Annotated in this window: 15 protein-coding genes; 8 read left to right on the forward strand and 7 right to left on the reverse strand. The window is 58.3% G+C overall.

The genetic code is table 11. From position 1 onward, the window contains the following. The first annotated feature begins 220 nt into the window (after positions 1-220). From QVZ43_RS03035 to QVZ43_RS03055, 5 genes are all read left to right on the forward strand, one after another. Positions 221-499, forward strand: a complete 279-nt coding sequence (locus QVZ43_RS03035; protein ID WP_223794314.1) for a ComEA family DNA-binding protein — start codon at positions 221-223, stop codon at positions 497-499. Positions 500-641: 142 nt separating this feature from the next. After that, positions 642-1,421 (forward strand): (Fe-S)-binding protein, encoded by a 780-nt coding sequence (locus QVZ43_RS03040; protein WP_302908820.1) that lies wholly within the window; start codon positions 642-644, stop codon positions 1,419-1,421. Next, positions 1,418-2,851: a LutB/LldF family L-lactate oxidation iron-sulfur protein gene (locus QVZ43_RS03045; protein ID WP_302908821.1), complete on the forward strand. Its 1,434-nt coding sequence runs from the start codon at positions 1,418-1,420 to the stop codon at positions 2,849-2,851. The genes QVZ43_RS03040 and QVZ43_RS03045 overlap by 4 nt, the downstream gene beginning before the upstream one ends. Then, positions 2,848-3,504, forward strand: coding sequence for a LutC/YkgG family protein (locus QVZ43_RS03050; RefSeq protein ID WP_302908822.1), 657 nt, complete (start codon positions 2,848-2,850; stop codon positions 3,502-3,504). Before QVZ43_RS03045 ends, QVZ43_RS03050 begins: the two co-directional genes overlap by 4 nt. Beyond that, entirely contained in the window at positions 3,501-4,451 is a 951-nt protein-coding gene (locus tag QVZ43_RS03055) for a DMT family transporter (protein WP_302908823.1), read from the forward strand. The genes QVZ43_RS03050 and QVZ43_RS03055 overlap by 4 nt, the downstream gene beginning before the upstream one ends. Here QVZ43_RS03055 and gloA read toward each other — a convergent pair. Together gloA and QVZ43_RS03065 are read right to left on the reverse strand one after the other, a co-directional pair. Beyond that, complete coding sequence (gene gloA / locus QVZ43_RS03060) at positions 4,448-4,996, reverse strand: lactoylglutathione lyase (RefSeq protein WP_302908824.1); 549 nt, start codon at positions 4,994-4,996, stop codon at positions 4,448-4,450. The genes QVZ43_RS03055 and gloA overlap by 4 nt on opposite strands. 174 nt (positions 4,997-5,170) lie before the next feature. Beyond that, positions 5,171-6,310: an alkane 1-monooxygenase gene (locus tag QVZ43_RS03065; protein WP_302908825.1), complete on the reverse strand. Its 1,140-nt coding sequence runs from the start codon at positions 6,308-6,310 to the stop codon at positions 5,171-5,173. Positions 6,311-6,558: 248 nt separating this feature from the next. Here QVZ43_RS03065 and QVZ43_RS03070 point away from each other — a divergent pair, with 248 nt between their 5' ends. Both QVZ43_RS03070 and QVZ43_RS03075 read left to right on the forward strand, forming a co-directional pair. Next, positions 6,559-7,215 carry a GntR family transcriptional regulator gene (locus QVZ43_RS03070; RefSeq protein WP_302908826.1) on the forward strand — a complete coding sequence of 219 codons (657 nt, stop codon included), beginning with the start codon at positions 6,559-6,561 and terminating at the stop codon, positions 7,213-7,215. A gap of 143 nt (positions 7,216-7,358) precedes the next feature. Continuing rightward, positions 7,359-8,306: a YbgA family protein gene (locus tag QVZ43_RS03075; protein WP_302908827.1), complete on the forward strand. Its 948-nt coding sequence runs from the start codon at positions 7,359-7,361 to the stop codon at positions 8,304-8,306. Position 8,307: 1 nt separating this feature from the next. Here the strand turns inward: QVZ43_RS03075 and QVZ43_RS03080 are convergent, their stop codons facing one another. The 3 genes from QVZ43_RS03080 to QVZ43_RS03090 all read right to left on the reverse strand — a co-directional run bounded on the left by QVZ43_RS03080 (position 8,308) and on the right by QVZ43_RS03090 (position 10,951). Continuing rightward, a complete protein-coding gene (locus tag QVZ43_RS03080; protein ID WP_223794323.1) occupies positions 8,308-9,039 on the reverse strand; it encodes a DUF481 domain-containing protein in 732 nt (243 codons plus the stop codon). 26 nt (positions 9,040-9,065) lie between these two features. Next, complete coding sequence (trhO, locus tag QVZ43_RS03085) at positions 9,066-10,085, reverse strand: oxygen-dependent tRNA uridine(34) hydroxylase TrhO (protein ID WP_302908828.1); 1,020 nt, start codon at positions 10,083-10,085, stop codon at positions 9,066-9,068. A gap of 140 nt (positions 10,086-10,225) precedes the next feature. After that, positions 10,226-10,951, reverse strand: coding sequence for a DsbA family protein (locus QVZ43_RS03090; protein WP_302908829.1), 726 nt, complete (start codon positions 10,949-10,951; stop codon positions 10,226-10,228). Positions 10,952-11,197: 246 nt separating this feature from the next. Here QVZ43_RS03090 and QVZ43_RS03095 point away from each other — a divergent pair, with 246 nt between their 5' ends. Next, complete coding sequence (locus tag QVZ43_RS03095; protein ID WP_302908830.1) at positions 11,198-11,371, forward strand: DUF6435 family protein; 174 nt, start codon at positions 11,198-11,200, stop codon at positions 11,369-11,371. 12 nt (positions 11,372-11,383) lie between these two features. On the opposite strand, the gene QVZ43_RS03100 is transcribed toward QVZ43_RS03095, so the two are convergent. Next, positions 11,384-11,743 carry a chaperone modulator CbpM gene (locus QVZ43_RS03100; protein ID WP_302908831.1) on the reverse strand — a complete coding sequence of 120 codons (360 nt, stop codon included), beginning with the start codon at positions 11,741-11,743 and terminating at the stop codon, positions 11,384-11,386. A 15-nt stretch (positions 11,744-11,758) separates the two neighbouring features. Beyond that, the gene (locus tag QVZ43_RS03105) at positions 11,759-12,727 is read right to left on the reverse strand and encodes a DnaJ C-terminal domain-containing protein (protein WP_223794328.1); all 969 of its coding nucleotides are present in this window, start codon (positions 12,725-12,727) and stop codon (positions 11,759-11,761) included. Between the last annotated feature and the right edge of the window lie 310 nt (positions 12,728-13,037).

Genomic DNA, 13,037 nt, shown 5'->3' on the forward strand with positions numbered 1-13,037 from the left:
CGAGCGCACGCCTGAAGGACCAGGCAGGGGTCAGCCACGGGGCGCAGGATCACACGGATGATGATCCTGCCCGTGCACCCTCCCCCACCAAGAGCACCTTCCCACACCAGCCTTTCGGAACACCAGGTGAAAGACAATCTCAACCAGCACTCGAGCAGATGGCCCGGTCGTGCGTCCTGACTTCACTCTCAACCCTTAATGATGACAGGAACGTCCGATCATGAAACGCTTACCCATTCTCGCCACTCTGGTTCTGCTACTCAGCCTGCTGACTTCGTTTGCCCACGCCAATCCGGCGGCCATCAATATCAACACCGCCGACGTCGCCACCCTGGTGGAACTGAACGGCATCGGCCCCAGCAAGGCGGAAGCCATTGTGGCCTATCGTGAAGCCAACGGCCCATTCTCCAGCCCTGAAGAGCTTGCAAAAGTGAAAGGCATTGGCGAGCGGACGCTTGAGAAGAATGCGGATCTGATTACTGTGGAGTCAGCTGAGTAACCGCTTCTCGGGGCCGTGCCACGGGTGCTGCCCCGGTTCCCCTCTGACCTGAAATAACCCCCTAACCGAAAGTCGCCTGGCAACACACCGATCCCCACCCTATCATTGAGTGAAAACTCTCAGTGACTCAAGCGGTTGTGCCATGGCTGATCCCATCAAGGTTTACCCTTCCAGGCCGGAAAAGGTCTATTTTTTCGGAACCTGCCTGATCGATATGTTCTATCCGGACGCCGGTATGGCCGGCATCCAGCTTCTGGAGCGCGAAGGTATCGAGGTTATCTTCCCACAGGACCAGACCTGTTGTGGGCAGCCCGCGTTCACGTCCGGCTATCACGACGAAGCCCGCAGCGTGGCACGAGCGCAACTGGAGCTTTTTCCCGAAGACTGGCCCATTGTCGTGCCGTCCGGCTCCTGTGGCGGCATGATACGCAAACACTACCCTGACCTGTTCAAGGACACCCCGGATGAACTCAAGGCCGCCGAAGTGGCCGGCCGGGTCTGGGAATTGACCGACTTTCTTCTGAATGTCTGCCATATCAAGCTGGACGACCTTGGAGAACCCACCACTGTGGCCATGCACACCTCCTGTTCCGCCCGTCGGGAAATGGGTGTTGCCGAGGTCGGGCCCGCACTGCTTGGGCAACTGAACAACGTCACGCTGGTGGAGCAGGTACGGGCCGAAGAGTGCTGTGGTTTCGGCGGTACCTTCGCGGTTCGGCACCCGGAGATCTCCGGCGCCATGGTGGAGGAAAAGGTCGAAGCGCTGGTTGATACCGGTGCCCGGGCCTTTGTCACCACCGACTGCGGCTGCTTGATGAATATCAACGGCTTTGCGGAAAAGAACCGACACCCTATCGCGGGTAAGCACATCCTCAGTTTTCTCTGGGAGCGCACGAACGAGAACAAAGGAGGCGGGCTATGAGCGAGGCCACCCAGCACCCGCACATCGATGTAAAGGAATTTCACCCCAGAGCCCACGAGGCCTTGCATAACCCGCAGATTCGCCAGAACTTCCGCAAGGCGATGGATGGCCTGATGTCCAAACGCAAGGCCGCGTTTGAAGGCTGGGATCTGGAAACTCTGAGAGAACTCGGTGCCAACGTGCGCCTGCGGGCACTGGCCAATTTGCCGGACCTGCTGGAACAGCTGGAGCAGAAGCTGACAGAGAACGGTATTAAGGTGCACTGGGCCCTGGATGGCGATGAAGCCTGCCGCATCGTCCGGGATATCTGCGTTGCGCGGGACGCCAAGACTGTCATCAAGGGTAAATCCATGGTGTCCGAGGAAATGGAACTCAACCATTTTCTGGAACGCGAGGGCATCGAAGCGCTGGAGTCGGATCTGGGTGAGTACATCGTTCAGCTGGCGAACGAAACACCGTCCCATATCATCATGCCGGCTATCCACAAGAACACCGGGGAAATCTCCGAACTCATGCATGAAAAGACGGGCACCGATCTGTCTCATGATGTCGAGTACCTGACCGCGGCGGCCCGTCAGCAGCTGCGCGAGAAATTCATGAATGCCGACGTCGGCGTTTCCGGCGTGAACTTCGCGGTAGCGGAAACCGGCACCCTGTGCCTGGTGGAGAACGAGGGCAATGGCCGGATGACCACCACGGTGCCGCGCTGCCACATCGCCGTGACCGGCATCGAAAAGGTGGTGCCCAATCTGGAGGACGTCTCCGCCCTGCTGGCCCTGTTGACCCGCTCCGCGACCGGGCAGCACATTACCACCTACTTCAACATGATTTCCGGGCCCCGAAAGGCCGATGAGCTCGATGGCCCGGAAGAGGTACACCTGGTGCTGGTGGATAACGGTCGCTCCTCTATCTATCAGGACGACGAACTGCTCGATACCCTGCGCTGCATCCGCTGCGGGGCCTGCATGAATCATTGTCCGGTCTACACCCGGGTCGGCGGGCATACTTATGGCACCACCTACCCTGGCCCCATCGGCAAGATTCTGATGCCACACCTGATCGGCCTGGATGAAGGCCGGCATCTACCCAGCGCCTCCAGCCTGTGCGGAGCATGCGGTGAAGTCTGCCCGGTGAAAATTCCAATCCCGGATTTGCTGGTGCGCCTGCGGCGGGAATCCGTCGATGGCGACAAACTGCACCCGGCCAAGGTTCGAGGGCACGGGTCCAAACGGACACCGTTGGAAGCCGCAATCTGGAAGTGCTGGAGCTGGATGCACAGCCGCCCGGGCCTCTACCGTACGGGCACCCGTCTGGCCTCCCGTTTCCGGAAACTGCAACCGGGACGCGCCGGTGCCTGGACCGATTTCCGCACGGCCCCCAAGCTGGCGAACAAAACCCTTCATGAACAACTCAGGGAGCGCGGCAAGTGAGTTCACGAGAGACGATCCTGCAACGCCTGAGAAACCGGACCGGTGGCGAACTAGTGGCGCCCGCCAGCGACTTTTCCGTTCTGGAAAGGCCGGACTGGAGCACCGAGGAGCGTATCGAGCGCTTTGAGAAGACCATCGAATCCGTCCACGGTGAGGTACACCGGTGCACCCGGGAAAACTGGATTGACCGGGTAGCCGAGATCCTGTCCGCACGAAACGCCCGCAACCTGCTGATTCCCACCCAGCACCAGATTGGCAAGGATTTGCGCGCTGTGGCAGAACGAGACGACCTGCCAAACCTTCTGATCTATGACGAGCCCATCGAGAGCTGGCAACCGGCCCTGTTCAATGACGTGGACGCCGGCATCACCTCCACCCGGGGCGGTATTACCGAGACTGGCTCGCTGATTCTGTGGCCGACGCCGGATGAACCCCGCCTGATGAGTCTGGTGCCACCGATCCACATTGCCATACTGGAAGCCAGCAAGCTGTATACAACCCTGTACGAGGCCATGCACGCCCAGAACTGGAAAACGGGCATGCCAACCAACGCTCTGCTAATATCCGGCCCTTCGAAAACGGCGGACATCGAGCAGACCCTTGCTTACGGTGTTCACGGCCCCAAAGAGCTGATTGTGTTGGTTATTGAATGATTCAAGGCGCCCTGCTGATTGCCCTGGCAGCCCTGCTCTGGGCAACCACCGGCATCGTCGCAAAATTTCTGTTCACCGGTACCGAGCTGCAACCCATCACCCTGGGTTTCCTGCGGCTGGTGGTGGCTCTGCCGTTTTTCTGGGTACTGATGCATCAGGAACGGCGTCGTATCGCCGCTTCATCAGGCTCAACTTACCGACTGAACCTCAAAGCCCTGTTACCGCTGGCCGCCCTGGGGCTGTTCCAGGCGTTCTATCAGAGCAGTTACCTGCTCGCGGTGGACCTGACCGGCGCAGGCATTGCCACCCTGATAGCTCTGTGTCTGCCGCCGGTGCTGGTTGCCATTCTTGCCGCCCCGTTGCTGGGCGAAAAGCCGGGCTTACTCACCATCCTGTCCCTGATCGCTGCGATTGCCGGCACAGCCATGCTGGTACTCAGTGACATGGAAACAACAGGTTCGCTGCGCCTGGCCGGTATTCTTATGGCCCTGCTGGCGGCTGCGGTATACACGGGTTTCACCCTGACCAGTCGTTACAGCGCCGCAGGCACACCGGCCTTTACCACCGCTTTTTTCTGCTTCGCCACGGCGGTGCTCATCCTGCTTCCGGTGGTGGCGGTCACTGGTGGCTTTGATGGCCTCGACACCCTGGGCGTGCATCATTGGTTGATGGTGGTCTACATCGGCATCGTGCCGACCTGCATCGGTTACGTAAGTTTCTTTTCGGGCATGAGAACCACCCCGGCCACCCTCTCCAGCATCATTGTGACGCTGGAGCCGCTGTTCGTGGCACTCATGGCCTGGGTAATTCTGGGTGAAGTGCTGGGACCGACCGGGCTGGCCGGCGCCCTGATCCTGACGGTGGCGGTGATTGTTGCCTCACGCTATGGCAACAGTCCCGGCACCCGCAGCAATGCCGATGCCGGGAACAAAGCCAGGGAGGCTTAGCTGCCCTTACTCTGCTTCTGCATCATGTTCGGCTGGAGGATTTCGATCCAGTAGCCGTCTGGGTCCCTGATAAACGCCAGCCCCCTCATCTTTCCATCATCGGGTTTCTTCACAAACTCAACGCCGAGTTCTTCAAAGCGCTCGCACGCCGCATACACATCCGGCACGGCGATACCGATATGGCCGAAGCCCTGCGGCTCGTCGTTGCCATTGTGGTAGCTGAAGTCGCTATCGTCTTCCGTACCCCAGTTGTGTGTCAGTTCGAGCATGGCTTCACGGCCGAAGGTGTAGGTGGTTCGGTAATCGTCGTCCGTCGGCACCTGCGCGGCCTGGCGGTCATCCAGATAACCCAGGAAGTAGAGGGAGAACTTCATCTCGGGGAAGTCGAGCTTGCGAACCAGACGCATGCCCAGAACCCGAGTGTAGAAATCCATGGAGCGCTCGGGATCCTTGATGCGCATCATGGTCTGGTTGAAAACGAAACCTTCCGTCTCGGGAACCGGTGCTTCATGCAACCCCGGGGCTTGCTCAAAATGCTTGGGCATGACGTTGTCTCTTTCAAATGAACTTGAGCCTTGTACCTGTGTGCATGACCGGCCAATTTCAAGGGCAAAAAAAGACCCCACGGCCAGAGACGCACCGGTGGGGTCGGAGAGCCGGCTGTTACCCCGGCGGCTTCAGAGACGCTCTTCTGAAGTCTGGAACGATGGTTTCGGCAATCAGGAAGCCAGTTGATGCTCCTCGCCGCGATAATAGGCTTCCACCCTTGGATTCATGATGCGCTTCCACAGCGGTGGGATCATTGCTACCACAATCATCGCGGCGTAGCCGGCGGGTAGCTGGGGCGCAATGTCGTGGTGGCGGAGCACCTGGTACCGACGCTTGGCAAAGGCGTGATGATCACTGTGGCGCTGCAGATGGAACAGGAACACATTGGTCAGGAAGTAATTGCTGTTCCAGCTGTGCTCCGGCGTGGTGCGCTCGTAGCGGCCATTGTCCAGCTTACGGCGGTGCAGGCCGTAGTGTTCGAGGTAATTCACGATCTCCAGCAGGGTAAAGGCAATAAAGCTCTGGGCCAGGAAAAAGGCCGCACCCAGCCAGCCAAAGGCGACAGTGAACGCCACACACACCATCAGGCTTATGCCATACCACCAGATGAGTTCGTTGCGCCAGGACAGGGCCTTGTGACCCTTGCGCTTCAGACGTTCAGCCTCCAGCTTCCAGGCATTGATGAAGTTGCGCACATAGGCTTGCGGCAGAAAGCTGTACAGGGACTGGTTATAGCGTGACGACGAGGCGTCTTCAGGAGTAGACACATGAACATGGTGGCCACGCACGTGTTCCACCTTGAAACCGCCGTAGCAGACCAGCGACAACATAAAGCCGCCAATACGGCTTTCCAGCTTGCTGTCCTTGTGGATCAGCTCGTGAGCCACATTTATACCCAGCCCGCCAACAATACCCACAGACAGCACCCAGCCAATGCCACCCACCACGCTGAACGTGCCGGAGGCAAGCACCAGCATGCTCCAGACCAGCAGCACCGCGAAAGCGGCAACCCAGCCCAGGGTGACAACCCGGTAGAACAACGCCTTGTTCATGGCCGGGACATCGACGTCTTCATCCGGATTCAGGGAATCCTTGCCAAGAATCATATCCAGCACAGGGATGATGCCAAATACCACCACTGGCACCCCCCAGGAAAACAGGTTCACAAGATCCGTTGCCTGACCCGCGGCCAACAACAGGGGGGGCAGCACCAGAGGAACCATGGCAATCAGGTAACTGAACTTCTTCAATGTCAGCAGAACCTTCCGGCGAGCAGCTTCCGGACTGACGGCTAGTTGTCGGGTACTCATTTCGCTCTCTCCTTGGCAGTCAAACGGCGGCACAGTTGCCCCTTTTGCTCTTTGAATTATTGTCCTACAATGCGTCAGTCGTCAACATGGCCGAGAGAATTTTTTTGTGTTCTTGAGAACCCTCTTGGAATCAACGCGTTGCGGATTGCCTTTGTAGAGGCTGTGATACACTCATGCGCATATCAACAGAGCCCTACCCGCCTGCGTGGCGGAGCGGAGTGTGGTTTTCACCTGGTCAGAGAACAGCGATGGATTTTCAGGTACCCAACACACTGGCCGAGCAGATAGCCAATTACCTTGCCGAACGAATCATGACCGGCCAGATTCCTCCCGGTAAACGCATTCAGGAGGCGACCCTGGCTGCCGAGCTCAATGTCAGCAGAGCCTCCGTCAAAGAGGCGTTGTACACGCTGGAGCGCTGGCACCTGGTGGATATCACGCCGCGAAAAGGCGCCGCAGCCACACAACTGGACGCCGAACATGCCTCCGAGTTGTACGACGTGTATATGCACCTTCTGATGATGCTGGCTGTCCGGCTGTGCGAACGCTGGCAGGAGTCGGATAAGGTCCTTCTGTTGAATGCGGTGGAAACCGTTCTGGCAAAAATCCGCCAACCCGACATCCCGACAACGGCCGTCGTCGAAGCCAGCTTCGGTGTCATGGAGGCCTGCTGCCAGGTGGTCAACAACCCCTATCTCACCGAAGCGCTCTCGAACTTCAAGCCAGCGGTCAGCCGCACCTATTTCCTGGGCGCCGACCGCTACCGTCAGGATCTGGAAAAAACCGGCAAGTTCTTCGACCAGTTACCCCAGGCCATCCTGGCGCGGGACGGCGCCCGGGCACAGGAACTGATTCGGGAGTTTGCGGAACACCAGAAAGTACTGATCCGACACGCGCTGGCCTGATACGAGGCATCGTGAGGGTCAACTCCACCCGGCAGAGGTCGTGCCACTCTATCCAGGCGTCCGACCGGTTTCGCCTTACCGCCCTGATCGGTTTAGACTGAAAACACGTACACAAAACGCGACTTCACGATCGGAGAAAAGCGGTGAGCCAGATCCCTGTTGGTATCAGCACCTGCCTGCTGGGCAAAGAGGTTCGACACGATGGCGGGCACAAGCACTCCCGCTACTGTACCCAGGTATTGTCCAAACACTTTGAGTTCCGTTCCATCTGCCCGGAGCTGGAAGCGGGTCTGGGTGTGCCTCGCCCCGCCATTCACCTGCGGGAATACGACGATGGTCTGCGGCTGATTGAAAGCAAGGGCACGGCGGACCACACCGAGGCCATGAACACGTTTATCGAACGCATCATGCCGAGCCTGTCCGACCTGCGGGGCTACATCCTGATGGCGAAATCTCCCAGCTGTGGCATGGAGCGCATCAAGGTTCACAACGAGGAAGGCCGGGTCACCCGACGGGATGGTCGGGGACTGTTCGCCGAAGCGTTGATGAAGGCCTACCCGTTGATGCCGGTGGAAGAAGAAGGCCGACTGCACGATGACATGCTGCGTGAAAACTTCATCGAGCGGGTCTTTGCCTACGATGACTGGATGCAAAACGTGGCGGGCGACAACCTGACCCCCAAGGCGCTGATCGAATTCCACACCCGGCACAAGTTTCAGTTGCTGGCTCACTCAGAGAAAATTTACCGGCAACTGGGCCCCCTTCTCTCGGATCTCAAGTCCTCCCCCCTGGAAGACACCGCCGACCAGTACCTGCAATTGTTCATGGACGCAATGAGTCAGAAAGTCAGCCGGGGTTCCCACACCAACGCCATGCAACACCTCATGGGTTACTTGCGAGATTCGTTGGGTGATGAAGAGCGCAAAGTCCTGATTGAACAGATGGAAGCCTACCGTCGGGGCGAGGTGCCTCTGGTGGTTCCCATGACGCTCCTCAGGATGGCACAGCGGCGGGAGCCCGTAGATTACCTGAACGTACAGCAGTACCTGACGCCCTACCCGGATGAGCTGGGGCTTCGCAACAAGGTCTGAATCAGTAGGTGTAGAGCACCGACAGCGCAGTCACCGTGTCGGTCCGCTCGGCATCGTCTGGCGGGTTCGACACATGCTTTACCCGATAGGAAAGCTTTAGCGCAAGATTACCAACGACCGTCGTTTGTAGAGACGTTTCGGACTCGGTGATGGTGTTGGTTTCTTCCAGACCAACTTCAGTAGCCAACTTCTGCCGGAACAGGGAACGGTCTGAAATTTCGTACGCCAACTCCGCCGCGAAACGGGCAATGGCCGACTCTTCTTCATCGGTGCCATCGGGCTCGGGCTCATCCAGCCGGTTATACCGGTAACCGAGACCGGTTGACACGCTCAGGAACGACACGTCTCCCACTTCCCAGATCCGGTTACCGTAACCGGCGGTAACGGATGTTTCGAAGGCATAGCCTGAGAAACGATCGTCTTCCCAGGCACCACGTAGAAACCAGTACTGCTGTTCATCGAACTTGTAGTTGGTTTCCCCCTGCGCCCGGTACTGCTCCGCGGTGGTCTCATCCTCGGCTTCGATGTGGCGGGCCGTGAACTCACCGGTGTTGCGCCAGCGCCTGAATTCCCGTGTTAGCCCGATACGGCCACTGATATTCCGTTCATCGGTGTTGCCGGTGGCCACCAGAACCCCGAGTTCAAATTCGGCCTGCAGGCCCGGGTTATTCTGGGCCTGAACCAGAGGAGCCACGCTCAACAAGAGCGCGGCGACTGCCGTTTTCAGTTTCACGAAGCCTTCTCCCTGGCCGGGCGGTTTCAGGCTTCCGCGGTGTTACGGGCCTGCTCTCCCGCCTGGCTTTTCTGTGCCTGACGCTCACGCTCCGCCTTCTTTCGGGCTTTGCGTTCAGCAATGATCCGGGCGGCCTCACCACCAACGTGAACCTCGCCACGCTGCTCCGCAAGGCGCATCTGGTGTTCGCGTTCCTTGAAGCGTGCCTTCTGCTCCTCGGTCAGCGAATCGATACACTGGTGACAGCTGACACCCTGCTCGTATTCCGGACGTTGCTTGTCGTCTTCGGTAATGGGTCGCCGGCAGGCATGACACTGGTCATAGTCACCGCGTTCCAGCCGGTGATTCACGGTCACCCGGTCATCAAACACGAAGCACTCACCGTGCCACAGGGTGTTTTCTTCCGGCACTTCTTCCAGGTACTTCAGAATGCCACCCTTAAGGTGATAGACCTCTTCGAAGCCCTGCTCCTTCAGGTACGCGGTCGACTTTTCGCAACGAATGCCCCCGGTGCAGAACATGGCCACCTTCTTGTGCTTGGCCGGATCCAGGTTTTCCTTTACGTAGTCGGGGAACTCGCGGAAGGTATCGGTCGCCGGGTTGACCGCATTCTGGAAGGTGCCGATTTCCACCTCGTACTGGTTTCGGGTGTCGATCAGAACCACCTCTGGGTCAGAAATCAGGTTGTTCCAGTCCTTCGGATCAACGTAGGTGCCTACCACGCGCTTCGGGTCTATGCCCTCAACCCCCATGGTGACGATCTCTTTCTTCAGCTTCACTTTGGTGCGCTTGAACGGCTGGATGTCCACAAAGGACTCTTTGTAGTCCACACCATTGAAGCGCTCATCGGCGGCCAACCAGGCTTTTACGGCATCGATACCGTCACGGCTGCCAGCGATGGTTCCGTTGATGCCTTCACGGGCCAGCAACAGGGTGCCTCGGACATCGTGCCCCAGCATAGTGTCCAGAAGGGACTGGCGAAGGTCGGCGTAATTATTCAGATCTACGAACTTGTAAAGTGCGCAGACAACAACGTCATGACTCATTAACTTCTCCTGCGGGCCGGATCGTAAATCCGGAGCATGGTTTTTGACTATAGCTCTTCAGAAAGACCGAGAGGGCGCAAATTTTAACCAACTTTGCGCCCTGTTCAAGTGCGGGGTGTCCGAAGCGTGGGTAACGGCGCTCAACGCCTGGATGCCAGCTCCCGCTCGACAACGGCAGACATCTGGCCCCAGCCGGGACGTGTCAGCAGGATATTATCGACCAGAACACTGGGGGTACTGGTCAGGCGGAGCTGCATGGCAACGCGGCGGCTCTGTTCAATGTCTTCGAGGTGCAACTCGGTATTCATACAGCGTTCGAACCGGCGCTCCTCCAGCCCCAGATCGACAGCATAGCGGGTGAATGTCGCCACAGGGTCACCGGAACCACTCCACTCAGTCTGCGCATCAAACAGGCGATCATGCATGGCCCAGTAGGCGTCCTGATCCCCCGCGCACCGGGCTGCCATGGCTGCCGGCATGGCATTGGCGTGCTGCTTCAGGGGCAGGTCGTAGAACACGAACCGCACCTTGCCGGCGTCAACGTATTCCTCTTTCAGCCGGCGGGCTGCCTCGGAAAACCGACCGCAGGCCGGGCACTGATAGTCGGCAAACTCACGAACCACCATCGGGGCATCTTCGGCGCCCACGGATATACCAAACCGATCCAGTTCGGCGGGAAAGGGATCAGCGTTGGCAGCCGCCACAGGTAACCCTTCTGCGTCGGGTTGCGGTGGGGCTGTCACAAAAAACAGTCCAATGACGACGGCCGTCGCCAGCGCAACAGCGGCACCAATCCAGACAGCCTTACCACGCTTGCCCCGCGGCGCATCGGATCCGGAGGTTTTCCGGCGCTTGGCTTCTCCCATTACGAACTCCTTCCTGTCTGTTTGTAATTCATTCCCGGCTGAAAAACAGCTTTGTCTCGCGCGCACTCGGCACAGAGGGGTTGCCTGTCGGCCGGCTCCCACAGTTTACCAATCTGCTGAACGGCTGTATCGGAACAATACACCCGCTTCTATGGGTCCGGAAGCATACTGATCGTCCGGAAGCATGAACTTTTTGCCAACGCTAACGTACGTTTTTTGGATAGGTAACCGACGGAGTGAACGTGCATGCTGGGATTTCTGAAGCGAGACCCGAAGAAGAAACTGCAAAAAGACTACGAGTACACCCTGGGCAAAGCCCTGCACGCCCAGCGAAACGGGGATCTGCGAACCCACGGCACGCTGATGGAAGAGGCCGAGAAAATCTACGAAGAAATCAGAAAGCTCGAGAAATCAGGTTAACGTCACAGGGAATCAGTCCTTCTCCGGCGCACCCGAGAAGTGGCGCAACTGGCGGCGAAGCGCCGTGATCTCCCGGCGCATCTCATCCACTTCATCCAACAGGTCCAGCGACATCGCCAGCCCGGGCAGGTTCATCTTGAGATCCCGTTGCAGCCGAATCGCCTTGCGAAGCCGCATCAAGGCGGCTTGATCAAACAGCCAGCGGGCCCTCCCGGCATCATCGGCAAGATCAACCGGCTCGATAATGCCGTAACTCACCATCTTCAACACCAGCTCCCCATGGCATTCCCCCTGCTCGCAGATTTCACGGAACGTGAGGCGAATCTGAGGATCGGTGATGTCGACCACCAGCACGTCGTCATCTCTGCTCATGCGATCACTCCCTGTCTAGACGTGCAGCTTGCTGCGTGGATTGAATGCTTTTTCGGATTCGGCCAACTTCTCGTATAGCTTTTCAGCCTCCGGATTGTGCTGCTCGGGCATTACGATCTGCAGCACAACGATCTGATCCCCCGAATGCTTACCCGGGAATCCCTTGCCCTTGAGACGCAGCTTCCGACCGCTGGATGAACCCTTTGGCACCTTGACGCTCACCTTGCCACCAACGGTTGGCACGGTGACAGACGCCCCCAGGGCTGCTTCCCAGGGCGCAATCGGTACGGTTACCAGTATGTCCCGACCTTCGACGGCGAACGTCGGATGGGGTGCCAGCTCAATCTCCAGTAGCAAGTCACCGGCTTCAGCACCGCCAATGCCCGGCGAGCCCTGCCCCTTGAGGCGCAAATGCTGACCTTCCCGCATGCCGGCCGGAATTTTCACGTTCAGGGTTTTCTTTCTTGGCATCAGCCGGCCATGCTCGTCCGGCTCATGAACGGTAAACGACACCTGCTTGTCGCAGCCGTGAAACACCTCTTCCAGAAACAGCGCCAGCCGGGCGTGAACATCCTCACCACGCATACGCATCGACTGACGGAATCCGTGACTGCCGCCGCCAAAGCCACCCCCGCGGGCTCCGCCTCCGAAGATTTCCTCGAAGAAATCGCTGAACTGGCGGGCATCGGCGTCGGTATAGCCGCCGCGCCCGAACCCGGACGCACTTTGCCAGCCAGGTGGGGGTTCAAACGAACCGTCAGGCCGGGCGCCATACTTACGCAGCTGATCGTATTCGGCGCGCTTTTCAGGGTCCTTCAGAACCTCATAGGCCTCGCCAAGGTCCTTGAACTTTTCATCGGCGCCTTCTTCCTTGCTCACATCCGGATGATATTTCCGGGCCAGCTTGCGGTAGGCCTTTTTAATGTCCTCGGGAGAGGCAGACTCGCTCACACCGAGCACGGCGTAATAGTCTTTAAAATCCATTCGGGTCCTCACCACTGATTAACGATGACGAGCTTTTGCTCATTTGTTAATCACTATATTTGATGAGGTTTGGGAAATTACAAGGGAGGGTTTGCTCTCACTTGAGGCAAGTCAGGATTGGATAAGAGGGAGGCAAACGAAAGACTTCGAGTAATCGTCGGAGTGGCGGTGGTGTTCAAAACACGCCCGCAAGTACATCCCTGTAGGGCTTGGCTGTGGCCATCCATGGCCACAGACAGTTTTGAACACCACCGCCACTCCAACTCGGCTCAACCACTCAGATATATCCGTGCGGTTGGACCAAGCCTGG

The sequence above is a fragment of the Marinobacter suaedae genome (genome assembly GCF_030519635.1).
GTDB lineage: Bacteria > Pseudomonadota > Gammaproteobacteria > Pseudomonadales > Oleiphilaceae > Marinobacter > Marinobacter suaedae.